Origin of the sequence: Pseudonocardia xinjiangensis (genome assembly GCF_012911925.1) — a bacterium.
Lineage (GTDB): Bacteria > Actinomycetota > Actinomycetes > Mycobacteriales > Pseudonocardiaceae > Pseudonocardia > Pseudonocardia xinjiangensis.
Window position 1 is genome coordinate 25957 of the sequence record NZ_JAAXKY010000030.1, and the last position, 23399, is coordinate 49355.

General features: G+C 70.6%; 26 protein-coding genes. 15 read left to right on the top strand and 11 right to left on the bottom strand.

Features of this window, described 5'->3' with window-relative positions; genetic code table 11:
• The first annotated feature begins 299 nt into the window (after positions 1 to 299).
• From HF577_RS11955 to HF577_RS11990, 8 genes are all read left to right on the top strand, one after another.
• Positions 300 to 2444 carry a DEAD/DEAH box helicase gene (locus tag HF577_RS11955; protein WP_169395870.1) on the top strand — a complete coding sequence of 715 codons (2145 nt, stop codon included), beginning with the start codon at positions 300 to 302 and terminating at the stop codon, positions 2442 to 2444.
• A 201-nt stretch (positions 2445 to 2645) separates the two neighbouring features.
• Complete coding sequence (locus HF577_RS11960; protein WP_169395871.1) at positions 2646 to 3407, top strand: SDR family NAD(P)-dependent oxidoreductase; 762 nt, start codon at positions 2646 to 2648, stop codon at positions 3405 to 3407.
• 84 nt (positions 3408 to 3491) lie between these two features.
• Positions 3492 to 4052, top strand: a complete 561-nt coding sequence (locus HF577_RS11965) for a carboxymuconolactone decarboxylase family protein (RefSeq protein ID WP_211174131.1) — start codon at positions 3492 to 3494, stop codon at positions 4050 to 4052.
• Positions 4053 to 4069: 17 nt separating this feature from the next.
• Complete coding sequence (locus HF577_RS11970; protein ID WP_169395873.1) at positions 4070 to 4630, top strand: carboxymuconolactone decarboxylase family protein; 561 nt, start codon at positions 4070 to 4072, stop codon at positions 4628 to 4630.
• Positions 4631 to 4715: 85 nt separating this feature from the next.
• Positions 4716 to 5168, top strand: a complete 453-nt coding sequence (locus tag HF577_RS11975; protein WP_169395874.1) for a VOC family protein — start codon at positions 4716 to 4718, stop codon at positions 5166 to 5168.
• A 107-nt stretch (positions 5169 to 5275) separates the two neighbouring features.
• Entirely contained in the window at positions 5276 to 6133 is an 858-nt protein-coding gene (locus HF577_RS11980; RefSeq protein ID WP_169395875.1) for an MBL fold metallo-hydrolase, read from the top strand.
• 43 nt (positions 6134 to 6176) lie between these two features.
• Positions 6177 to 6614: a GlcG/HbpS family heme-binding protein gene (locus tag HF577_RS11985; RefSeq protein ID WP_169395876.1), complete on the top strand. Its 438-nt coding sequence runs from the start codon at positions 6177 to 6179 to the stop codon at positions 6612 to 6614.
• 87 nt (positions 6615 to 6701) lie between these two features.
• Complete coding sequence (locus HF577_RS11990) at positions 6702 to 7265, top strand: sigma-70 family RNA polymerase sigma factor (RefSeq protein ID WP_169395877.1); 564 nt, start codon at positions 6702 to 6704, stop codon at positions 7263 to 7265.
• 87 nt (positions 7266 to 7352) lie between these two features.
• Here the strand turns inward: HF577_RS11990 and HF577_RS11995 are convergent, their stop codons facing one another.
• From HF577_RS11995 to HF577_RS12005, 4 genes are all read right to left on the bottom strand, one after another.
• Positions 7353 to 8105 (bottom strand): amino acid ABC transporter ATP-binding protein, encoded by a 753-nt coding sequence (locus tag HF577_RS11995; protein WP_169395878.1) that lies wholly within the window; start codon positions 8103 to 8105, stop codon positions 7353 to 7355.
• The gene (locus tag HF577_RS37430) at positions 8102 to 8770 is read right to left on the bottom strand and encodes an amino acid ABC transporter permease (RefSeq protein WP_246266260.1); all 669 of its coding nucleotides are present in this window, start codon (positions 8768 to 8770) and stop codon (positions 8102 to 8104) included. Before HF577_RS37430 ends, HF577_RS11995 begins: the two co-directional genes overlap by 4 nt.
• Entirely contained in the window at positions 8771 to 9526 is a 756-nt protein-coding gene (locus tag HF577_RS37435) for an amino acid ABC transporter substrate-binding protein (protein ID WP_312859092.1), read from the bottom strand.
• 247 nt (positions 9527 to 9773) lie between these two features.
• On the bottom strand, positions 9774 to 9995 hold the full coding sequence (locus HF577_RS12005; protein WP_169395846.1) for a hypothetical protein: 222 nt from the start codon (positions 9993 to 9995) through the stop codon (positions 9774 to 9776).
• 219 nt (positions 9996 to 10214) lie between these two features.
• Here HF577_RS12005 and HF577_RS39695 point away from each other — a divergent pair, with 219 nt between their 5' ends.
• Positions 10215 to 11489 (top strand): sensor histidine kinase, encoded by a 1275-nt coding sequence (locus HF577_RS39695; RefSeq protein WP_169395879.1) that lies wholly within the window; start codon positions 10215 to 10217, stop codon positions 11487 to 11489.
• Positions 11486 to 12160: a response regulator gene (locus HF577_RS12015; RefSeq protein WP_169395880.1), complete on the top strand. Its 675-nt coding sequence runs from the start codon at positions 11486 to 11488 to the stop codon at positions 12158 to 12160. Before HF577_RS39695 ends, HF577_RS12015 begins: the two co-directional genes overlap by 4 nt.
• A 30-nt stretch (positions 12161 to 12190) precedes the next feature.
• Here HF577_RS12015 and HF577_RS12020 read toward each other — a convergent pair whose 3' ends face one another.
• Both HF577_RS12020 and HF577_RS12025 read right to left on the bottom strand, forming a co-directional pair.
• Positions 12191 to 13129, bottom strand: a complete 939-nt coding sequence (locus HF577_RS12020; RefSeq protein WP_169395881.1) for a CPBP family intramembrane glutamic endopeptidase — start codon at positions 13127 to 13129, stop codon at positions 12191 to 12193.
• Positions 13130 to 13216: 87 nt separating this feature from the next.
• On the bottom strand, positions 13217 to 13711 hold the full coding sequence (locus HF577_RS12025; RefSeq protein ID WP_169395882.1) for an FBP domain-containing protein: 495 nt from the start codon (positions 13709 to 13711) through the stop codon (positions 13217 to 13219).
• Positions 13712 to 13778: 67 nt separating this feature from the next.
• On the opposite strand from HF577_RS12025, the gene HF577_RS12030 reads away from it, so the two are divergent.
• Positions 13779 to 14345: a TetR/AcrR family transcriptional regulator gene (locus HF577_RS12030; RefSeq protein WP_169395883.1), complete on the top strand. Its 567-nt coding sequence runs from the start codon at positions 13779 to 13781 to the stop codon at positions 14343 to 14345.
• Between the two features lie 27 nt (positions 14346 to 14372).
• Here HF577_RS12030 and HF577_RS12035 read toward each other — a convergent pair whose 3' ends face one another.
• The gene (locus HF577_RS12035; protein WP_169395900.1) at positions 14373 to 15233 is read right to left on the bottom strand and encodes a helix-turn-helix domain-containing protein; all 861 of its coding nucleotides are present in this window, start codon (positions 15231 to 15233) and stop codon (positions 14373 to 14375) included.
• Positions 15234 to 15359: 126 nt separating this feature from the next.
• Between HF577_RS12035 and HF577_RS12040 the strand changes: the two genes are divergently transcribed.
• The gene (locus HF577_RS12040; RefSeq protein WP_169395884.1) at positions 15360 to 16361 is read left to right on the top strand and encodes an aldo/keto reductase; all 1002 of its coding nucleotides are present in this window, start codon (positions 15360 to 15362) and stop codon (positions 16359 to 16361) included.
• Positions 16362 to 16399: 38 nt separating this feature from the next.
• On the opposite strand, the gene HF577_RS12045 is transcribed toward HF577_RS12040, so the two are convergent.
• Positions 16400 to 17167: an SDR family NAD(P)-dependent oxidoreductase gene (locus HF577_RS12045; protein WP_169395885.1), complete on the bottom strand. Its 768-nt coding sequence runs from the start codon at positions 17165 to 17167 to the stop codon at positions 16400 to 16402.
• An 87-nt stretch (positions 17168 to 17254) separates the two neighbouring features.
• On the opposite strand from HF577_RS12045, the gene HF577_RS12050 reads away from it, so the two are divergent.
• A complete protein-coding gene (locus tag HF577_RS12050; RefSeq protein WP_169395886.1) occupies positions 17255 to 18031 on the top strand; it encodes an IclR family transcriptional regulator in 777 nt (258 codons plus the stop codon).
• A 198-nt stretch (positions 18032 to 18229) separates the two neighbouring features.
• Positions 18230 to 19618: an MFS transporter gene (locus tag HF577_RS12055; protein WP_169395887.1), complete on the top strand. Its 1389-nt coding sequence runs from the start codon at positions 18230 to 18232 to the stop codon at positions 19616 to 19618.
• Between the two features lie 62 nt (positions 19619 to 19680).
• On the opposite strand, the gene HF577_RS12060 is transcribed toward HF577_RS12055, so the two are convergent.
• Positions 19681 to 20619, bottom strand: coding sequence for an alpha/beta fold hydrolase (locus tag HF577_RS12060; RefSeq protein WP_169395888.1), 939 nt, complete (start codon positions 20617 to 20619; stop codon positions 19681 to 19683).
• A 224-nt stretch (positions 20620 to 20843) separates the two neighbouring features.
• On the opposite strand from HF577_RS12060, the gene HF577_RS12065 reads away from it, so the two are divergent.
• Positions 20844 to 21227: a cupin domain-containing protein gene (locus HF577_RS12065; RefSeq protein WP_169395889.1), complete on the top strand. Its 384-nt coding sequence runs from the start codon at positions 20844 to 20846 to the stop codon at positions 21225 to 21227.
• 42 nt (positions 21228 to 21269) lie between these two features.
• Here the strand turns inward: HF577_RS12065 and HF577_RS12070 are convergent, their stop codons facing one another.
• Complete coding sequence (locus tag HF577_RS12070) at positions 21270 to 22766, bottom strand: amidohydrolase (protein WP_169395890.1); 1497 nt, start codon at positions 22764 to 22766, stop codon at positions 21270 to 21272.
• 4 nt (positions 22767 to 22770) lie between these two features.
• A complete protein-coding gene (locus tag HF577_RS12075; protein ID WP_169395891.1) occupies positions 22771 to 23385 on the bottom strand; it encodes an MSMEG_1061 family FMN-dependent PPOX-type flavoprotein in 615 nt (204 codons plus the stop codon).
• Positions 23386 to 23399 lie beyond the last annotated feature (14 nt).

A 23399-nucleotide genomic window follows, 5' to 3' on the forward strand; every position in this document is an offset into this window, starting at 1 on the left:
GCCTGCCACCGGCCGCCAGGCGCTACCATGGAACGGAGAACCGACCCTGGCGCACGCCGCTCGTCCGGCGACCGCCGGCCCTGTGCGTGGGTGATGCCGCAGCCGTCGACTGGTGGATGATCAGTGGCGACGCCTTCCCGTACGCGGGCGGCATCGATCTCCCACGGATCCGTGGGCCCGGGTCGCGTCTCGGAGGAGCCGCTTCGGCTCTCTCCCCGCGACGCCCATCGCCCGGCCGCAGTCCTGTGGCCGGCACGGCTGCCACGGCGACCGTGCCGGGCACCCCGAAGGAGGAGTTAGTGGCTCGACGAGGCCGGCCCCAGACGGGGGCTCGCCGTAGCGCCCCGCGCGACCGCCGTCGCGGCAGTGGCCCCGACGACGTCAACTCGGTGCTCGCGCGAGCCGTCCGGGAGGTCGAAGCCGCCCTCCGCAGCGGCCGGGTCACGCCCGCGACGCGCACGAAGTTCCAGGCCGTCGCGCTGCTGCTGCGCGATGAGCGCGCCCGGGTCCGGGCGGAGAACAGCAGCGACACGCACCGGGCCGAGCAGCTCAAGCGCCTCGACGGCATCGCGACGATCCTCGCGAGGAGCGCCGTCCGTGACTCCGCGCTCCTCGCGCTTCTCGCCGAGGACGCCGTCGTCTCCGACGAGGCCCGGTCGCTCAAGGTGGAGATGCTGCGGACCGCGGGCATAGAGCCCGCCGCCGACGACCTACCGCCCGCGGAGCCGCCGCCCGCCGCCATCGAGCCTCGCGTGATGCCGCGGTCGGTCATCTCGCGGCAACTGGCCAACCCGTTCCTCGCCCCTGACGCCTCCGCGGCCCGGCCGAGCGCCCCCCGCCGGACGCGGCTGGCCACGTGGGAGCTGATCGGCCCGCTGCTCAGCTCGTTCGAGCGCGCAGGCAGCGGCGCCCCGGCATGCATGGACCTCCCCGCGCCGATCTCCCGGTACACGCCTCGCGGCCTGGAGCTGATGCCCCACCAGGCTTCGGTGGTGGCCGCGGCCGCGGCGGGCCACCGGACCTTCCTGCTCGCCGACGAGCCCGGCCTGGGCAAGACCGCACAGGCGCTGCTCGCCGCGGAGGCCGCCAACGCCTACCCGCTGCTCGTCGTCGTGCCGAACGTCGTCAAGACGAACTGGGCGCGCGAGGCCGGGATGTGGACACCCCACCGCTCGGCCACCGTGATCCACGGCGACGGTGACTCGATCGACGGGTTCGCCGACATCCTCGTCGTCAACTACGAGGTGCTCGACCGCCACGTGGGATGGCTCGGCGACTTCGGCCTGCGCGGCATGGTCGTCGACGAGGCGCACTTCATCAAGAACAAGTCCTCGCAGCGCTCGCGGCACGTACTGGCGCTCTCCGAGCGCATCCGGTCCTTCACCGCGCGCCCGCTGCTGATGGCCCTCACCGGCACCCCGCTGATCAACGACATCGAGGACTTCCGGGCGATCTGGCAGTTCCTCGGCTGGATCGACGAGACCAAGCCGCTCGCCGAGCTGATGAACGCGCTCGACGAGACCGGCCTGACCCCCGCCGACCCCGGTTTCTACGCCGCGACGCGCCAGTGCGTGGTCGACCTCGGCATCGTCCGGCGTCGCAAGGTCGACGTGGCCGCCGACATCCCCGCCCGTCGCATCGCCGACCTCCCCGTCGAGCTGGACGGGCCGGTCGGCCGGTCGATCCGAGCGGCCGAACGCGACCTCGCTCTCCGGATGGTGTCGCGGTACGAGGAGGCACTGGCCGGCCGCCGGGCCGGTGCCGTGGTCGAGGGCATCGACCACGCACTCGTGCGCCAGGTGGCCAAGTGGGAGCAGAAGGACGCGACCACCTCGACGACCGGCGAGAACGTCTTCAGCATGATGCGGCGCATCGGCCGGGCGAAGGCCGGTCTCGCCGCCGACTACGCGGCCCAGCTCGCGCGCAGCGCGGGCAAGGTGGTCTTCTTCGCCAAGCACGTCGACGTGATGGACGTCGCCGAGGAGACGTTCGCCAAGCAGGGGGTCCGCTTCTCGTCGATCCGAGGCGACCAGACCCCCGCGGTGCGGCAACGGAACATCGACTCCTTCGTCAATGACCCCGACGTGGCCGTCGCGGTCTGTTCGCTGACCGCAGCCGGCGTGGGCCTCAACCTGCAGGTCGCCTCCAACCTCGTGCTCGCCGAGCTCTCCTGGACCGCCGCCGAGCAGACGCAGGCCATCGACCGCAGCCACCGCATCGGGCAGGCGCAGCCCGTCACCGCGTGGCGCATCATCGCCGCGCAGACGATCGACGCCCGGATCGCCGAGCTGATCGACAGCAAGGCCGGCCTCGCCGCCCAGGCGCTCGACGGCTCGGAGGAGGAGGTCGGGTCGTCGGCCGACGTGCAGCACGAGGCGCTCGTCGCGTTGCTGACCGACGCGCTGTCGGAGGTCTCCGACGCACCCCAGGAGCTCACCGGCTGAGCGGCGGCCGGTGGGGCGGCATATGCAGGTACGTCTGCGGTTCATCGACGCCGTACCTGCCACGGCCATGCCGAGAAGACCTTCACCGGGCCCGGAATAACTGCCCGGCATCTCCTGTCAGCGGGGGTAGGCAGGAGATGCGGGCGCGCGCCCCCTGTCTCCGGGAACGGCCGCCGGCCGGCCGAAGGCAGGAGAAGAGCAATGAGTCTTTCCGGCAAGACAGTCATCGTCACCGGTGGGGCCTCGGGAATCGGAGCCGTCTACTCGGCCGCGCTCGTCCGGGAAGGCGCCGTCGTCTACATCGCCGACATCACCGACGGAACCTCGCTCGAGGCTGAGCTCTCCCAGGGGGAACCAGGTCGAGCCATTTTCGTCCGCACCGATGTCGGCGACGAGGAGTCCGTCCGCGCGCTGGTCGGCACCGTCATCACGGAACACGGCCGGATCGATGTTCTGATCAACAACGCGGCGCTCTTCGCCACTCTCGAACCGACCCCGTACGACCAGATCGACCTCGCCCTGTGGGACCGGGTGATGCGGGTCAACCTCGCCGGCGCCTTCCTCCTGTGCAAACACGTGGGGCCGCACATGGCGGCGCGGGGAGCGGGCCGGATCGTCAACATCGGTTCCGGTACGAGCATCAAGGGACACCCAGGAATGCTCCACTACGCGGCGTCGAAAGGCGCGATCACGGCGCTGACCCGGACACTGGCGCGCGAACTCGGCGAGCACGGCGTCGTGGTGAACATGCTCTCCCCCGGCTTCACCCTCTCCGACACCGTCGTCAAGGACAACCCTGGCCTGGTCGACGTGGCGAGAGCAGGTGTCGCCACCCGCTCGATACACCGTGACATGTATCCCGACGATCTGGTCGGCGCACTCCTCTTCCTGGCCTCCGAAGCGAGCGGCGGTTTTCTCACCGGCCAGACGCTGCTGGTCGACGGCGGGCAGCTCAACACCTGAGAGTTTTGGGCTACGGCCGTCTCGGCGAGAAGGCATCGATTCACGAGCTCATCCCGCCAATTCCCCATGTGACCGACAGGAGAGGTGACGGACGTGCCCTACATCGACCCACCCACCGACGCCGCACTCGACCCGGCGGCTCGCGCCCAACTGGACGCGTTCGCCGAGGACCACGGCCATTTCGCCGCGGTCCGCGCGATATTCGCCCACTTCCCGGCCGCGTTGGCCGCACTGGACAACCAGTACAGGCTGATCATGGGCTACGGCGCCCTTGACCGCTGGGTACGGGAAGCCGTGTTCGCGGTCTGCGCCGACGCGCGCGGTGACAACTATCTCGCGGAGGCACTGTTCGCAGAGGCCGTCCGCCACGGCGCAGAAACCGAGCGGCTGAACAGCTTCCTGACCCGGACGCCTGACACCGCGGTAGCGGACGACGGGGTCGGCGAACTGATCCGCTTCAGCCGCAAGATGGCCCTGGAGCCCTACAAGTCCGTGGAACGCGACGTCCGGGCCCTGTACGAAGCCGGCTGGTCGGACGCCCACCTCCTCGAAGTCCTCACCGTCGTCTCACTGTCCGCCTACATGGACATCATGACCCTGTCCGTCCACCTGGGACAGGCCGAAGCACCGAGCGGACATCACTGAACCCCAGGAGGCCGGACATGGCTTTGATCGACTACCCCGATCTGCACACGCTGGACCCGGAGAACCGCCGAGCGATCGACCGCTTCACGGAAGAACAAGGCCGACCGACCCTGCTGCGGATGATGCTCGCCTACTCCCCGCCCGCCCAGGAGGCGATGGACAGCCTCTACCACCCGGTCGTGGAGAACGGCAGGCTCTCTCGCCGGTTGAAGGAATCCCTTTTCGTCGCGGCGAGCGACGCACGCAAGTGCGCATACTGCGCGGGCGGCCATTCCCGTTTCCTGGTCAACGAGTTCGGCTACAGCGAAGACGCGGTACGCGCCATGCGCGGCGGCACGGAGTCGGAAGCATGGACCGACGCCGAACTCGCACTGGTGCGGGTCGTCCGCTCGGCCGCAGCGGAACCGGGATCGGTGACCGAGGACGACTTCGCCGCCCTGCGCGGCGCCGGCTGGTCCGACGCAGAGATCGTCGAGGGCCTGATCATGGCCTGCCACGCGGGCTGGACGAACACGGTCGCCCAAGCCCTGCATCTCGAAGACGACCTGGTCACGCCGGAGTTCGACGGCTACTTCTGACTCGCCGCCCATGTTTCCCTGCTCCACATCACGATGCCGCCGCCTGCGTTACTTCCTCAGGCATCCGAACCACAGGAAAGAGCCCATGAAAATCCATGAACTCGGCCATGTCGTGCTCTTCGTCAAGAGCCTGGCACGTTCTGCACACTTCTACCGGGATGTGCTCGGCTTCGAGGCCCTCGAGACACCCGAGCACATGCGTGGCAAGGTGATGGCGTTCTCCTCGGGCCGCACGCACCACGAGCTTCTCCTCATCGAGGTCGGCAAGAACGCGCCCCATCCCGGAAACGGCCACCGTGCCGGGCTCTACCACATCGGCCTCAAGGTGGGCGACAACGACGAGGAACTGGCCGCTGCCTGGGAGCACCTCAAGCGCGAAGGCGTTTCCGTGCTCGGCACCGCCGACCACACGGTGACACACAGCCTCTATCTCCACGACCCCGACGGGAACGAGATCGAGCTCTACGTCGACATGCCCGGATCGGACTGGACCGACGTGGAGCAGGTACTGGCACCGACTCGCGCACTGCGCCTCTGATATTCGTCCTTTCCAGGCGGGAATACGGACCGCCCTTTCCCTGTCCACCGGGTGTGCGGCTGAGCGGAAAGTTCCGGCGAAGTCCCGGCAATGACCGGAAGACCACGATGGACATCACGAAAGAGAAGAAGAGCATGGACGGATCAGTGCAGACCCTCGACCTCGACGGCCTCAAGGTGCACATCTACACCCCGCCGGACGAGTCCTTCCTGGTGAACTCGACCATCCTCGAGCTCGCCGACCGGCTCATCGTCGTCGACGGTCAGATCTTCCAGCGGTTCGCCCGCGAGGTCGGCGACGTGATCGACGGGCTGGGCAAGCCGGTCGACCGGTTCGTCCTGACCCACAACCACCCCGACCACTACTCGGGCTTCCAGCATCTGACCGAGCGCTTCCCCGGCGTCCAACTCGCCACGACGGCCTCGGTGCGCGACTACCTGGTGCGGCTGGGCCAGCAGGTCCTCGACATCCGCCGGGCGATGTTCGGGGACGAGATCGCCTCGCGGATCGTCATCCCGGACGCGGTCATCGTTCCCGGTGAGCTGGTCATCAGCGGGGTGCGGTTCCTCTTCCAGGAGTTCCACGACACCGAGGCCGAGTTCACGCTGACGATCACCCTGCCCGACCACGGCGTCGCACTGGTCGCCGACCTGCTGGCGGGGAAACACAACCACCTGTTCACCGTCCAGCCGCAGTTCGACCGATGGATCGCCGCGCTGGGCAAGATCCGGAACGACGTGGCCAGGTTCGGTCTCACGACCCTGATCGTCGGTCACGGCGCACCGATCGACCCCGAGGCGGTGCCCGCGAACATCGCCTACCTCACGACCGTGAAGGCCGCCTACGACTCGTCGGGCACGGCGGAGGACTTCGTCGCCGCGGTCAGCGCGAGCCTGCCCGATCGCTCACCGGAGGGCTGGCTGAGTTTCTCCAGCCAGATGCTGTACGGGCACGTAGCCCCGTAACCAGGCCCGGCCGCACCACCGTCGAGACGAAAGGTGAACGGAAATGCTGAGTTTCGGGACCGCGCAGCGGCTGGCCAACGCCGTGCTGGCGGAGGGTGAGCGCCGGAACAGCTCCGCGCTGACCGTCGCCGTGCTGGACTCCGGAGGCCATCAGATCGTCCTCTACCGGCAGGACGGCGCGGGCTTCGTCCGGCCTCAGATCGCGATCGGCAAGGCCTGGGGCGCCCTCGGTCTGGGCTTCAGCTCGCGGGGTATCGCCAATGTGGCGGCGCGGGTGCCGGCCTTCTTCGACGCGCTCGCCGTCGCCGCCGAGGGCCGGATGTTCCCCGCAGCAGGCGGGGTGCTGCTCAGAACCCGCGCGGACGGCATCATCGGCGCTGTCGGCGTCAGCGGCGACAACTCCGACGTCGACGAGGCCTGCGCCATCGTCGCCGCGCATGAGGTCGGCCTCGAACCCGAGCCGCTCGAGCCATCCGCGTAGCCCCCGGTCGACCGGCTCCTGGAATAAAGCCGGCCACGAGCCGGTCGACCGGTCACGGGGTGTCCGACGGCATGAGGGGCTGATGTGATGAGCGAGTCCGCATCGACGGCGAGGACCACGCCGGTGGAGTACGCGCAGGAGGCGTTCGGCTACAAGCCGTCACTGTTCTCGACGGCGTACCGCATGACGCACAACTCAGCCGACGCCGAGGATCTCGTGCAGGAGACCTACCTCAGAGCACACAAGAACTGTTCGAGCTTCCGCGGCACGTACTTGCGGGCCTGGCTCACCCGTATCCTCACGAACACCTTCATCAACACCTATCACGCCCGGAAGCTGCGGCCCGAAGAGCTGGGACTCGACGGGCTCGAGACCCAGCTCGACAACTCCCCCGAAATGCCGGGAATCGGGCGCGACCCCGCCGAGGAAGTCCTCGCCCGCTACCCCGACGACGACCTCAAGGCGGCGCTGACGTCGTTGCCGCTGCCCTATCTCCGGGTGGTCCTCCTGGCCGATGTCGAGGGTTATTCCTACAAGGAGATCGCCGCGATCGCGGGGATCCCCATCGGCACGGTGATGAGCAGGCTGCACCGCGGACGGCAGGCACTGCGGCAGACCCTGCTCGACGCGGGCGTCACGCCTCCCTCGTAAGCGTTCCGGTCCAGATGTCGCGCTTCAGGCATCCGGGCTGGTCGACGGCGTGCCGCCGGCCCAGGGACGGGCGCGGCGGCGGTAGTGCTAGATCGGGTCCAGGATTCGCTGCAGGAACTGCCGGGTGCGCGCGTGGGACGGCTCGCCCAGCACCTGCGCAGGTGGCCCCGACTCCAGCACCACCCCGCCGTCGATGAACAGCACCTGGTCGGCCACCTGCTGGGCGAACCGGATCTCGTGGGTGACGATCACCATCGTCCAGCCGTCCGCGGCCAGGTCCTTGATCACCCGGAGCACGTCGCCGACGAGCTCCGGGTCGAGCGCCGAGGTCGGCTCATCGAAGAGCATCAGCGTGGGCCGGAGGGCGAGTGCCCGGGCGATCCCGACCCGTTGCTGCTGGCCGCCGGAGAGCTGGTACGGGTACTGGTCGGCCTTCTCCCCCAGCCCGACCTGTTCCAGCAACACCTTCGCGTCCTCGATCGCCTCGGCCTTGGGCCGCTTCTGCACGATCACCGGGCCCTCGATGACGTTCTGCAGCACCGTCCGGTGCGGGAACAGGTTGTGCGACTGGAAGACCATGCCGCTCTGGGCGCGGAACCGGGCGAGCGTCGCGCGGTCGACGGGCTGGGCGAAGTCGACCGAGACGGATCCGATGTCGATCACGCCGGCGTCGGCCCGGTCCAGGGCGTTGAGCGTCCGCAGCATCGTGGTCTTGCCCGAGCCCGACGACCCGATCACCGCGGTGACCGTGCCCGCCGGCACGTCGAACGAGATGTCGCGCAGGACCTGCAGGTCACCGAACGACTTGCGCAGACCCCGCACGGTCAGCAGGTCGGTCATCGCGCCACGTACCTCTCCAGTCGCGCTTCCACCCGGTTCTGCACGGACGACAGGGCCAGGCAGATGATCCAGTAGTAGACGGCGGCGACCCCGTAGAGCGCGAAGAAGTCGAACGTCGGCGCCGCCGCCAGCTGGGCGACCCGCAGCAGCTCGGTGACCAGGATGGTCGAGGCCAGCGAGGTGTCCTTGACCAGCGAGATCAGCGTGTTGGACAGCGGTGGCACCGCGGTGCGCGCCGCCTGCGGGAGGATCACCCGCTGCAGCGTCGTCGCGTAACCCATGCCGATGGTCTGCGCCGCCTCCCACTGGCCCTTCGGGATGCTCAGGATCGCCGCCCGGATCACCTCGGCCGCATAACCCCCGACGTTGAGGCTGAACGCGATCACCGCCGACGGGAACGGGTCGATCACCAGTCCGAGCTGCGGCAGCGCGTAGAACACGATGAACAGCTGGACCAGCAGCGGTGTGCCGCGGATGACGGAGATGTAGGCGCGGGCCAGCGCCGACAGCGGCACGACCTTCGAGATCCGGGCCAGCGCGACGAACAGCGCGAGCACCAGTCCGAGCGCGAAGCTGATCGCCGTCAGCGGGAGCGTCTGGGTGACGGTGGCGACCAGCATCGGCCACAGGTTGCGCCCGATCAGCGCCCAGGTCGAGGCATCCAACTACTGCCCACTCACGTCGGAACCGAAGTACTTCTCCGAGATCCGTGCGAGCGTGCCGTCCGCGCGCAGCTCGTCCAGGGCGCGGTTGACCTCGGGGACCAGACCGCTGTCCTTGCGCGCCGCGAACGCCTGCTCGCTGGTGTCGCCGGTACTCCCGGCGACCTTCACGCCGGTGTCGCCGGTGGTCTTCTGGTACTCGCCCACCGCGAGGGTGTCGTTCACCGTGGCGTCGACCCGGCCGTCCTTGAGCAGCCGGACGGCCTGCACGAAGCCCTCGACGGCCTCCACGTCCGCCCCGGCCCCGCGGGCGACGTCGGCCCAGTTGCTGGTCGCGGACTGCGCGGTCGTCCTGCCTCGCAGGTCGGCGAGGCTGGTGATGCCGGTGTTGTCGGCGCGCGTGACGATCACGCCCTCGGACACCGTGTAGGGCTCGGAGAGGTCGTACTCGGCCCTGCGCTCGTCGGTGATCGTCACCTGGTTGGCGACCAGGTCGAAGCGCTTCGACTCCAGCCCGGCGAAGATCGCGTCCCACGGGGTCTGCACGAACTCGACGGTGCGCCCGAGCTTCGCCCCGACGGCCTGGGCGACCTCGACGTCGTACCCGGTGAGCTTGCCGTCGGGGCCCTGGAAGCTGAACGGGCTGTACGTGCCCTCGGTCCCGACCCGCAGTGTGGTGGCGTCGGAGCCGCCGCTGCAGCCGACGATCATGACGGCGGACAGCAGCACGACGGCTGCGGCGAGCAACGTGCGGCGCACGGGATTCTCCTTCGGATGGGGCACGAGTGGCGCCCGGGATACCGCGGACAACGGCAGCGAGCAGCCCGGCCAAGGCGGCGAACGGTATTTTTCCACGTCGCCGCCGACCGACCGCAGCAGTGCCTGCGTTGATCCCGTCGCCCGCTCGTCGTCCGGGAGGTTCAGGGGACCGCGGCGACGATCTTGCCGGGCTGGGCAGCCCGACGGTCCGGCGTGACGAGGGTTTCGCAGTCCATCAGAACGCGGCTCACCTTCGGCGGTAGTGGTCGCGCACCAGCAGCGCGGCGAGCGCGAGGGCGATCACGCCGAACGTCGCCCCGACGGCGACCGGCAGCGACGAGAGCGACGAGATGCCGTTGGCCGCGACGGCGACGACCAGGAGCACCCACAGGAGAGGGCGCGGGAGGCCGCGAGCCGGAGCAGCACTGGCCTCGCTGGGCGTACCGGGGGTGGCGGGATCGCTGGTCATGGGAGGCGCCTCTCGTCGTGGGGGACGGTGTCCCCGTTGCTGTCCGATGTGGTCCAGCCTGTCCGCCGCGCCCCCGGGACACATCGGTCCGAGGTACCCAGTTCCCCGTCGCCAACTTTCGATGGAGGCGGGCGGGTAGCCGGTAGCGTTCACGCGCCGTACCGGATGATCACGGACGGCGCCACCCGGCGACGACGAGCAGCACCGCGGAGGCCGACCGTGTCCCGACCCGCGCAGGCACCACGCCCGCGTGCCCCGCTCCGGCCGGTGCCCGCCACGGTGTGCGGGCTGGTCTCGATCTGCCTGCTGTTCGCGCTGCCGGTCGCCACGGCGGCCGAGCCGGACGCCGGTCTGCTGCCCGGTCTCGGCAGTGTCGGCTGGTGGACGGTGGTCGTCGTCCTGGTGCTGCAGGCCCTGGCGGTGGCGTGGGTCGGCCGGTTCCCGACGACGGTCCTACCGGGGCTGGCCGCCGTGCCGCTGGTGCTGGTCTGGGCGGTCCCGGGTGGGGCGTTCAGCCTGACCGCCGTCGCCGAGCTGGCCGGGGTGTTCCTCGCCGTCGTCGCCCGCCCGCTCCGCCGCCTGTGGGTCGCGCTGGCGGTCACCGCGCTGCTGCTGGCGACCGCGCAGTTCCTCAACGAGGTCCGCAGCGGCACACCGGACATCGGCACGACGGTCGCCGCCGCGCTGTTGCAGGGGCTCGTCGTCGTCGGGCTGCCGCTGCTGTTCGGCCTGGTGGTCGCCGCTCAGCGCGACGCCCGCGAAGCCCGTCGCCACGAGGTGCAGGCGCTGCGGCGGGAGCAGGACGCGCTGCTGCAGGCCGCGGTGTCGCGCGAGCGCATGGCGATGTCGCGGGAGCTGCACGACATCGCCGCCCACCACATGTCCGGTATCGCGCTGATGGCCGCGGCGATGGACCGGCAGATCGACTCCGACCCCGCCACGGCGAAACAGTCGGCGCGCCAGGTCCGCGAGCAGAGCAGGGCCGTCCTGGACGACCTGCGGCGGCTGGTCGGCCTGCTGCGCGAGGACGCCGACGCCACCCGGCCCGTGGAGAGCCTCGACGCCGTGGTCGCGCTCGTCGAGGCCCGCCGGCAGACGGGATCCGAGATCGACCTGGTCGTGCCCGACCGGGGCACCGGGTCCGGCACGGGTGTGGGCCCGCTCGCTCAGCTCGTCGCCTACCGGATGGTGCAGGAGTCGCTGGCCAACGCCGCGGCGCACGCGCCGGGTGCCCGGTGCACGGTCGAGATCAGCGACCCGCAGGACCGCCGGCTCACGATCACCGTGCGCAACGGCGCTCCCGCCGGACCCGACCCGGGACCCGGCGGTGGGTTCGGACTGGTCGGGATGGCCGAGCGGGCCCAGCTGGTGGGCGCCGACCTCACCTACGGCGCCACCCCGGACGGCGGCTGGGAGGTACGCCTGACGCTCCCGGTCGACGACATGATCAGTACGATGCGCGCGCCCGCGCCGCTCCCGGAGGACCCTGCATGATCCGCGTGCTCATCGCCGACGACCAGCACCTGGTGCGCGCCGGCCTGTCCGCGTTGCTGGGCGCCGAGGCCGACATCGAGGTGGTCGGCGTGGCCCGGGACGGGACCGAGGCGCTGACGCTGGCCCGTGACCTGGTGCCCGACGTCGCCTGCCTCGACATCCGGATGCCCGGCCGCAACGGGATCGAGGTGGCCCGCGAGCTGTGCGCCCCCGACGCCGATCCGCAGGTGCCGGTCCTCGTTCTGACGACGTTCGACCTCGACGACTACGTCTTCGGAGCGCTGGAGGCCGGTGCGTCGGGGTTCCTGCTCAAGGACGCGCCGCCGGAGGCGATCGTCCACGCCGTCCGCCAGGTCGCCGCCGGTCAGGGCACCATCGACCAGACGCTCACCCGGCGCATCCTGCAGGAGTTCGTCCACCGCCGTCGCCTGCAGCCGGTGGCCGGCCGGTCCGTCGAGGCCCTGCTCACCCCCCGGGAGCACGAGATCCTGCTGCTGCTCGCCCAGGGCATGTCGAACGACGAGATCGCCCGCACCCTCGTCGTCGAGGTGTCGACGGTGAAGTCGCACCTGGCGCGGATGCTGCCCAAGCTCGGTGTGCAGTCCCGGCTGCAGGCGGTCGTCTGGGCCTACCAGAACCACGTCGTCGCCGTCCCCGGGCCGAGCGCCTGAGTCCGGCGCCCGACCCGGGGGACCGTCGCCTCAGTCGGCATCGGGCGCCCGGTACCCGAGGCGCCCACGGGTCCCGACCAGTACCAGCACGGCGGCCACGGCCGCACCGCTCGCCATGGCCTGCTGGGCCCGGTCGATGTCGATGGTCGGGAAGACGTCCGACCACACGATCGAGGCGAAGTTGTTCACGCTGACGTGCAGCAGCATCGCCAGCGGCAGGCTCTCGCCGGTGCGGTTGAACACCCAGGTCATGACGATGTTGAAGGCGACGCAGAACGCGGCGAAGACCACCGGGCGGGTCCAGTCCGCGTCCGGCCAGCCGCCCCACTCGGTGAGGAACAGCGGCAGGTGCCAGACCGCCCAGAGCGGCCCCAGGATCATGGTGCCGGCCAGCGGTCCGAAGCGGCGCTGCATGCGGGGCAGCGCGAAGTCGCGCCAGCCCGGCTCCTCGGCGAGTCCGGTCGTGACCATCTGGATGATCAGGCCGGGGACGTAGGCGGCGACCACCATCACCGACGGCGCGGTGATCTGGCCGCCGGAGAAGGCGTAGCCGGAGGCGAGCATGAACGCGGGGACCCCGAGCAGGGTGATCGCGTACCAGTGCCACCGGACTCGCCAGCGCCACATCCGGCCGAGCCAGCGCCGCAACCCGGGCCGCCCGTCGGCGACGGCGGTGACGAACAGCGCCGAGGCGATCGGGCCGAGGTAGGCGCCGGGCAGCACCCCCAGGAGCTGGCTGGCGCCCAGAGCGTCGGGGTAGCGGTAGCTCCAGATCCCGAGCCCGTTCTGCGACAGGATGTAGGGCAACCAGGCCAGCCAGCTCATCAGGTTGGCGAGCACGAAGAAGCTGAGCAACGGGTGCCGGCGCACCGGCCCGAGCACTCCCCCGTCCCGCGCGGGCGCTCGTGGCGGCGCGCCGCGCAGCGTCCCGCGGTCGGTCTCCGGTGTGCTCCTGTCCGAGATCGTCATGTACCGAAGTCTGTGATCCGGCCGGGCCCGTCACGAGATGCGAAGGATCGAAGATCCCCGATGCCATCGAAAGGTGCAGGAGGGTCGCTAGCGGGTGATCGTGGTGAGGAAGGCGTCGAGGTTCGCCAGGGTGCGGGCGATCTTCTCCTCCCGGGACAGGCTCTCGCGGAGCACTCCCTCCGCCGACTGCTTCCGTCCCCGGATGTAGAGGGAACAGGCCAGGTCGGAGCACAGGTACTGCCCGACCGAGTTGCCCCCGCGCCCGGCCGCTCCGGTCCGGCGGGCGCTCATCAGCACCACCCCGCCGCCGGTGCGCGTGGTCAGGCACAGCGAGCAGATGCTGCGCGCCGTGAAGCCACGCGCTCCGGCCGCTGCGGCACGCAGGGCGACGCCGACCAGGCGGCCGTCGTGGTCGGCGACGAGGTAGGCGCGCTCGGGAGCGCCCGGATCGCGCCAGCCCAGGAAGTCCAGGTCCGGCCAGGGCAGCTCGTCGAGGCCGGCGGGGAGCTTCAGCCGCTGGGCCTCTCCCTTGGAGCAGTTGACGAAGGACGAGCGGATGTCGCGTTCACTGAGCGGCTTCATGACTGCCTAAAGACGATGGTAGTTTGCCTAAATATTTTAGGCAGCGTACACCGTGTGGAAGGAAGCCATGGCACGCGTCGGGCTCACCACCGAACGTCTGGTCCGGGCCGGGGCCGACCTCGCCGACGAGGCCGGCTTCGACCAGGTCACCGCCTCGGCGCTCGCCCGGCGGTTCGACGTCAAGGTCGCGAGCCTCTACTCACACGTGAAGAGCTCGCACGACCTCAAGACCCGGATCGCCCTGCTCGCACTGGAGGAGCTCGCAGAACTGCTCGCCGGCGCCCTGGCGGGCCGGGCCGGGAAGGACGCACTGACGGCCTACGCGAACGTCTACCGCGACTACGCCCAGGAGCACCCCGGCCGCTACGCCGCCGCCCAGCTCAGGCTCGACCCGGAGACGGCGGCCGCCAGCGCGGGCGGCAGGCACGCCGACATGGCGCGGGCGATTCTGCGCGGCTACGACCTCGCGGAACCGGATCACACCGCCGCGGTCCGGCTGCTCGGCAGCGTCGTGCACGGCTACGTCAGCCTGGAGATGGGCGGAGGGTTCAGCCACAGCGCCCCCGACACCCAGGAGACCTGGTCCCGCATCCTCGACGCCCTCGACGCCCTCCTGCGGAACTGGCCCGCGTGACACCCGGTCGCGCCGCCGACGGCCGCGTCACCGCGCAGGCGCGCCCGCAGCGCCGGTCGGGAACTCCTCGGTCCCGAGGACGCACAGCAGCTCCAGCCGCTCGCGGGCCTCGGCGTCCGCCGGCGTGAGCACCAACAGCTGCTGGCCCTGGTCGGGCGTGACCAGGGTCTCGCAGTCCATCAGCAGCGGGCCCATCCGCGGGTGCAGGAAGGTCTTGCGGTCGGCGCGCCGGACGGCCACCTCGTGCTCGGCCCAGAGCCTGCGGAAGTCGGCGCTGGCGGCCAGCAACCGGTCGACGAGCCCGGCGGCCTCCGCGTCGCCGGACCGGCGGCCCGCGGCCGCGCGGAGGTCGGCCACGAGCGAACGAGCGTGGTGCTCCTGTTCCTCGGGCGGCCCGACCGCGCGGGCGGCGCGATCGGTGAACCAGCGGTACACGACATAGCGCCGGTCACCGGAGAAGCCGGTTAGGTCGCCCATCAGCAGGACCGCTGCCCGGTTCTGGGCGAGGACCTCACCCAGGTCGGACAGCACCAGTGCCGGGGTGTCGCCGAGCAGGTCGAGCATGCGCAGCAGGCCGGCGCGGGCCAGGCGGGCCAGCCCGTCGGCGGGCGGGGGCCGGTGGCCGGCCAGGTGGAACAGGTGGGCGCGCTCGTCGTCGGAGAGGCGCAACGCCCGGGCCAGCGCGCCGAGCAGCTGGGTCGAGGGCTGACTGCTGCGGCCCTGCTCAAGGCGTACGACGTAGTCGACCGACATGCCGGCGAGCATGGCCACCTCCTCCCGGCGCAGGCCGGGGGCGCGGCGGCGGGGACCGTCGGGGATACCGACCTCGGCCGGGCGGATCGCCTCGCGGCGACGGCGCAGGAAGTCGGCGAGCTGGTCACGCTCCATCACCTCATGCTCCTCGTGGCCGCCGAGCTGATCCAGGGAGCGGCTCTCCCACGATGAACGCTCCGCTCCCGCGCGTCCCGCCGCGGGCACAGGGTGGGGTCGACATCGACGACGAAGGAGCACGCGATGCAGACACGAACCCTGGGCCGCACCGGACCTGCCGTTTCCGCGCTGGGTCTCGGGGCGATGGGCATGTCGGGCGCTTACGGCGCGGCCGACCGCACGGAGAGCATCGCCACCGTCCACGCCGCGCTGGAGGCGGGCGTCACGCTGATCGACACCGGCGACTTCTACGCCATGGGCCACAACGAGCTGCTGCTCGCCGAGGCGCTGCACGGCCGGGATCGGGACAGCTACGCGCTGAGCGTCAAGTTCGGCATGCTGCGGGGGCCGGGCCACGAGTTCGGCGGGACGGACGCCCGTCCCGAGGCGGTGAAGAACTTCCTGGCCTACTCGCTGACCCGGCTGGGCACCGACCACATCGACATCTACCGTCCGGCCCGGCTGGACCCGGCGGTGCCGATCGAGGAGACGGTGGGCGCGATCGCGGAGATGATCGACGCCGGGCACGTGCGGCACGTCGGCCTCTCGGAGGTCGACGCCGCGACCATCCGCCGCGCGCACGCCGTGCACCCGATCGCCGATCTGCAGATCGAGTACTCGCTCCTGTCCCGCGCGGTGGAGGCGGACATCCTGCCCACGCTGCGAGAGCTGGGCATCGGCCTGACGGCGTACGGGGTGCTGAGCCGCGGCCTCATCTCAGGACACTGGAGCACCGACCGCGCCGCCCCCGGTGACATCCGCGGCTCCAGCCCGCGGTTCTCGAGCGGGAACGTGGAGCACAACCTCGCACTGGTGGAGGCGTTGCGCCGCGTTGCCGAGGAGAAGGGCTGCACGGTCGCCCAGCTGGCCATCGCCTGGGTGGCCGCGCAGGGTTCCGATGTCGGCGACATCGTGCCGCTGGTCGGCGCCCGCACCCGCGGGCGGCTGGCCGAGGCACTGCCCGCGGTGGAGCTGGACCTGACCGCGGACGACCTCGCCGAGATCGAGAAGGCGGTGCCGGCGGGCGCGGCGCGCGGCGACCGCTACCCGCCCGCGTTCATGTCGACCCTCGGGGCAGGCAACTGAGGCCACCGGCCGGCACCACCCCCGTTGCGGGCGGGGGTCTACGCCACGCCGCCGTCCACCAGCAGGATCTGGCCGGTCATGTACGAGGACGCATCCGACGCCAGGTAGAGCACGCCCGACGCGATCTCGTCCGGCGTCGCCTGCCGCCCCAGCGGCACGATCCGCTTGACCACCTCGTCCTGGGCCTCGCGCCCACCCATGAAGTCGACGGCCGGGTCGTTGAAGGGGGTGTCCACCCAGCCGGGGCAGATGGTGTTCACCCGGATCCCGGCCGGGGCGAGCTCCGTGGCCAGAGCCCGGCCGAAAGCGACGATCGCGCCCTTGGAAGCCGAGTACGCGGTGAGCCCCGGACCGCCCTTCACCGCGGCCAGCGAGGCCGTGAAGACGATCACGCCACCACCCGCCGCCTTCAGGTGGGGCACCACGTGCTTGGCGCCCAGGAAGCAGTGCCGCGGGTTGACCCGGAACAGCGCGTCCCAGTCCTCGGCGCTGAACTCCGTGACCGGGCCGGAACGCTGCATACCCGCGTTGAAGAAGGCCACGTCGACCCCGCCGAGACGCTCCGCGCTCGTCTCGATCAACCGGGCCACCGAATCCTCGTCGGTGACGTCGGTGTGCACGAAGGAAGCCTCACCGCCCTTGTCGGTGATGGCGCGGACCGTCTCTTCGGCCCCCTCGGCGTTGAGATCACCGATCACCAGACGCGCACCGTGCGTGGCGATCAACAACGCGGTCGCCCGGCCGATGTTGGTGGCGCCACCCGTGAGAACCACGCGTTTTCCGACGAGTTGCCGCAAGTCGTCCATTTCACCCGCTTTCACTTACTTCGGTATGCTAAAAGTGCCTCAAGCAGCTTAACCACAACCGTTACCGGCCCGAGTAGCCTGGACGGGGTGCCACCGTCAACCGAGGCGGGCCTGTCGTCCGTTGAGCGCGCCCTCCGGATGCTCGAAGCCGTCGCGGAAGGGCCGCCCCTGGGGGCCACCGAGCTCGCCGCCCGGCTCACCACCTCGAAGGCCACCGCGTTCCGCCTGGCGCGCACCCTCCAGGCGAACGGCTATCTGGAACAGCTGGAGGACTCGCGCTACCGGCTCGGCTCGCGCTGCCTGATCCCCGGCGCGCGGGCGTCCAGCGAGATCGACCTGCGCCATGAGCTGCGCGAGGCCGTGGAGGATCTGCACGCCAGAACCCAGGAGACGGTCCTGCTGACGGTTCTGGCCGGCCGGTTCGCGGTCTGCCTGGACTCGATCCCGTCGACCCATCCGGTCGTCACCGTCGCGCAGATCGGCACGGTCTGGCCGCCGCACGCGGTCGCCGGTGGGCTGGCGATCCTGGCCGCGGACGACGAACTGCGCGACGAGTACCTGGCCGGCCCGTTGACCAGCCACTCCCCTGACACGATCACCGATCCGTCAGCGCTGCGGAAGGTCCTCGTCGAGGCACGCGAAGCCGGCTACGCGGTGAACCACAGCTACCTCCGCCCGGGGGTGTGCGCGGTCGGCGCGGCGGTGCGCAAGCCGTCCGGCGAAGCGGTGGCCGCACTGTCGGTGATGCTCCCCGAGTTGCGCCTACGCGTCACCGGGGTGGAGACACTCAGCCGGGTCGTGCGCGCCGTGGCCGATCGGGCGAGCCACCGGCTCGGCAGGAGACCCACCACCCAAGCCGGCTGAGACACGCAGAAATCCGGCAATTCCGAGTACGCAGCGTGCCGGGCGGTTCACGCCTTTCCCGAGGACGTTTCGCCATGCGGTACGGGATTGCGAGCCGCGGAACGCCGCGCTTATTTTGAAGTTCACGTCGCAGCGACGCTCCGACCCCGGCTCGACGCCGGGGGGTTGTCCGCGGCATGTCACATAGGGGTTGCATGCATGGCACTTGACGAGATCGCGCCTTCACGTCGGCGCGCAAAAATCGGTTTCAAATACTCCTGGCTCGTGCTCGTCGCGTTGTGGCTCGTTTACGCCATGAACGGCATCATGCGCAACTTGGTGTTTTTGGTCCAACCATCCATCGTTCAAGAATTTCGGGTCACCCCCGGCGAGCTCGGGCTGTTCACCGGGTTCCTCACCCTTGCCCAGTCCGTCCTGGTCCTGCCCCTGTCGGTCTGGTCCGACAAGGGTGGGCACGGCTGGGCGCGGAAGTTCCGCGAACTGCCGGTGGCTCTCGGCTACCTGGTGTTCTCCCTGCTCACCGGGATCGGCATCCTGACCCACAGCTTCGCCGGCCTGTTCACCCTGCAGGCGATCAAGAACGCGTTCAGCGGGACCGGTGAGTCGCTCGAGGTCACCGCAGTTGCGGAGTGGTGGCCGGTGGAACGGCGAGGCTTCGCCCAAGGCCTGCACCACACGGCGTTCCCGTGGGGATCGCTGATCGGCGGCTGGGCGGTGGCTGCCATCCTGGCCGGCTTCGGCAGCCAGAACTGGCGGCTGGTGTTCCTGTTCGTGCCGCTGATCACGATCCCGATCCTGATCTTCTACTGGTGGGCGTCGAGCCGCGGCCGGTTCGACGCCTTCGTCGCGGACACCCGCGCCCGCGGGCTCACCGTCCCGGTCACCGGCGGCGCGGCCGACCAGGACGGGGCCGGGTCCGCGCCCGGAGCGGTCCGCCGGGCGCTGCGCAACCCGAACGTGCTGGTCAGCGCGATAGCGTCCGGCCTCGGACTGGCGATCTACACCGGGATCAACTTCTGGATTCCGCTGTATCTCGCGTTCGTCGCGCACTACGACTTCGCCCAGGTCGCGGCCTACAGCGTGATCTTCACCATCACCGGTGGCATCGGCCAGGTCCTCTGGGGGACGGTCTCCGACCGCCTCGGCCGCAAGTACACGCTGATCATCTGCTTCCTGTGGCTGACCGTGGCAGTGCTCCTGCTGCAGCAGACCGGCATCAGCCTCGGCTGGCTCATCGGCGTGCAGCTGTTCCTGGGTATGGCCACCAACGCCATCTACCCGGTGCTGTACTCGCTGTCCTCGGACTCCAGCGAGAAGGGCGCGGTCGCCATCGGCAACGGGCTGCAGATGGTCGGTCAGGGCATCGGCGGCCTGTCCCCCATCCTGCTGGGCGTGCTGATCGCTTTCGGCGGGGGTTTCTCCAGCGTCCGAGGCTTCGACTACGGCCTGTACTTCCTCGCCGCCCTCCAGTTGCTGGCCGCGATCCTGATGGCGCTGTTCACCCGGGAGACGATCGGCATCTTCAAGCACCGCGACCGCGCCCTGGTGTCGCGCGAGTCGTGCAACCTCCCCTCGACGGCCGGCTGAGAAACCCGTCCTGACTCGTCGAGCGGCCGCCACGCGGTGAGGGCGAGCCTGGACCGGGCAGTTCATTCCTCCGGCGCGGTGAGGAACGCGCAGATCGGCGTCGCGGTCCGAGCGACGTCGTCGAACCAGGGGTTGTGTCCGCCGGGCACGACCGCCAACCGTGCCCGAGGAACCTTCGCCACGCTCGGACGGCCCAGCTCGGGTGAGCAGAACTTCTCCTGCTCGCCCCAGACGAAAAGGAGCGGAGTCGTGATCGACGCCAGTTCCTCATCGGTGAGGACGTTCTCGGGGCACGGGGTGGGTCCGTTCAGCAGGCGGCGCAGCAACGCGCGGTACGAGGCGGCCTGCCCGCGCAGGCGGAGCGGAAGGCGGTGGAGGTCGACGAGATCGTCGGACATGCACTGCGCCGCCACGGTCCCGATCGCGTCCGCAAGGGCGGCGCGGGCCACGAACCTCGGGGACGGCAGCCGCATCGACAGCTGCGCGACCCTGCCCCGCACCGGGGATGCCATCGCCGCCATCGAGGCGGTCACGCGGGTTCCGGGCAGCGCTGTCGCGGGCGCGCCGACGATCACGGCTCGCGACAGGCGCGCCGGTGCGTCGATCGCCGTCCACAACGTGAACAAGCCACCCAGTGAGCTGCCGACGACGGCCGCGCGTTCGAGTCCGAGTTCGTCCACCGTCCGCGTCAGCACCTGCACCGCCAGCTCGCGGAGAGATCGGCCCTGCCACCGGTAGGGCGGTGCGAGACCGTGCCCAGGCAGGTCGAGCAGAAGGTGACGGTGCCCGGGTAGCTGGGCGACGAGGGGTGCGAACCCCATGCCCGGAGCCGAGATCCCGTTGACGTAGATCACGGGCAGGCCCGCGCCCGTGGCCTGAACCCGCAACTGAACCGGTGGGTACTCAAGCGAAATCAGGCGCTCCGTCATCGACAGCCCATAGGCGGCCGAGACGCGCGTTTCCACCGCCCGGATTCGCTCCTCGAGCCCCGTGGCACTCATGGACCCACTGTCGCCGTCAGTTCGCGAGGGCGTCTTGGACGAATGTTCCGCCCCTCCGGCTCGGGAGAATGGACGATGCGACCCGCTGCGCAGGCCGGACGCTACGGTTCGGTGAGCTGTCGTAGGGCCGTCGGCGCCCAGCCGGCCGTCCACAGCCTGGCCTCGGGTTCACCGCGGAACATTCGTACAAGACGTACGGTCGTCAGACACCCGACCATCGGGCAATGCGTAGCCACGACCCCGTTGCCCTCGCCGGAAACCTCTCGCCATTCGATTTCCGGGAGCTCGCGTCGTTCAACGGCGCCGCGTTCTGCATGTACTACGGCGATCGGCTCGACCAGTCCGACTGGGAGCTCCACCCCGATACCGACGAGCTGCTGATGGTTCTCTCCGGCAGCGTCACCGTCGAGATCCTCACCGACACCGACCACCATCGCCTGCCACTCACCGCCGGTCAGTTCGCCATCGTGCCCAAGGGCCACTGGCATCGGCACGTCGAGGTGCACGACGTCGTCGAGATGTTCTACACGCCGGGCGCCACCATCGAATCCACAGCCAACGACCCTCGCGCCGCTCACGCAGGGGCTGCCCCGGTGTCCGGCTCATGACCATGGCGGGCGGAGACGGTCAGGGCCGGACGTACCGCCGGGTCACCGCGGCTCCAGGCCCGCCCGGTGCGTCCAGCGGCCGCCGACCATCGTCCCCACCACCGGCAACGTGCGCAGCGCCGAGGCATCCAGCTCTGCGGGGTCGTCCTCGGTGACGATCAGGTCGGCCCGCCTGCCGACGCCGACCGGTCCGTCCGGCCCGTTCGACGCGGCGAGCGCGACGTCGAAGGGAATCTCCTGCTCGGGGTGCCAGCTCGGCCGATCGTCGGCGCTGCGACGGACGGCGGCGGCGATGGCGCCCCACGGGTCGAGCGGGGCCACCGGGGCATCCGACCCGAGCACGAGCCCGGCCCCGGCGTCCCGCAGCGAACGGTAGGGAAAGGCGCGGCCGGTCCGCCCCTTCCAGTAGCGGTCGGCGACGTCGCGGTCGTCGACGACGTGCTCGGGCTGCACGCTCGCGACGACCCCGAGCTCGGCGAACCGGGCCACGTCGGGTTCGGACAGTAGCTGGGCGTGCTCGATACGGCCGCGGGCACCGCTGGCGGCGAACGCGTCGAGCGCGAGGGTGTTGGCCCGGTCGCCGATGGCGTGCACCGCGACGTCGATCCCGGCGGCAGTGGCCCGGCGCAGCAGCGGCACGAGATCCTCGGGCGCCACGAGCAGGACGCCGCACGGGTGCGCCGTTCCCTCGAGTCCCGGGTAGGGGTCCTGGCAGTAGGCGGTGCGGGTGTTGAGGGACCCGTCGCTCACGACCTTGAGCGGGCCCATGGTGAGGAGTCCGGCCGTGCCGGGGATCGGGTCGCCGGTGCGCAGCCCGCGCGAGATCGCCTCATCGAGATGGGACGGCCACACCGACGACACGACCCGCAGGGAGGTACAGCCGCGGGCGACCCGACCGGCCCAGGCGTCGAGCTGCCACGGCGCCTCGAAGTCGACGATGCCGACCACTCCCCGCGCCGCCGCCTCCTGCGCGGCCTCGCGCGCCCAGACGTCGAGCAGGTGCGCCGGCACCTTCCGGGTGTCCTCCATGATGGGGTGCCAGTCGGTCTCCCGGAGCACCCCGGTTGGATGGGCGGCCCACCCGTAGGTCCGCGCGGCGGCGGAGTTCAGCCAGCAGCAGTGGAGATCGGCGGAGACGAGCACGACCGGAGTCCCGCCGGTCACCGGGTCGAGCAGGGCGCGATGCGGCGCGTCGGGCCAGAGCGCGTCCCGGAAGCCGACGCCGACGAGCGCGGTGTCACGCTCCGGCGGGTCGGTGCGCATCCGCCGGGCCACCAGCTCCACGACCTTGCCTGCCGACCGCGCCGAGCCGAGATCGAGCCGGCGGCGCGCCAGCGTCCACTGGTCGAAGTGCACGTGGTTGTCCCACAAGCCGGGCAGAACACTGCGCCCGTCGAGCGGCACCACCTCGGCGCCACGAGATGCGGTCAGCTCCGGGCCGAGCGCGGTGACAACGCCTGCCTCGATCGTGATGTCCACGATCCGGCCCGCCACCCGGGCCGAGCGCAGCAGGAGCGCGCCGTCCCCGTGATCGTCCATCCGCTCAGTATCGGTTGACGCGGGCGTCGTGGCGCAATGCCGCATCGATCACCCGGGCCGGCGCCGGAACGCCGTGCTGGCTCCGCACCATCTGCCCGGCCGACGGCACGTCGCTCTCGGCGGGCCACGTCTCCGGATCCCAGAGCGCCGACCGCGCGAACGCCTTCGTGCAGTGCAGGAACAGCTCGTCGACGGTGACCTCGATCGCGAGGTCCGGGGTGACTCCGGCGACCGTCAGCCGGGGCAGGTAGGGGGCTTCCGCGACCACCCGGGCGGTGCCGTTCACCCGGAGCGTGTCGCCGACCCCGGGCACGATGAAGAGCATTCCCACGGCGGGGTTGCCGAGGATGTTGCGCATGCTGTCGAGGCGGCGGTTGCCCTTGCGGTCGCCGAACACGAGCGTCCTGGTGTCGAGCACGAGCACGCTGCCGGCAGGGTCGCCACGCGGCGAGACGTCACACGACCCGTCGGCCCCGCTGGTGGCGAGGATGAACATCGGGCTGGCGGCGATGAACCGCGCGGACGCGTCGTCGATGTGATCGATCGCCTTGGCCGCGATCGCGGCCGAGGGGTCGCGCACGTACTCGCGGAGCTCGGACTCACTACTGATCGTGCGCATCCTGATCAATGCCC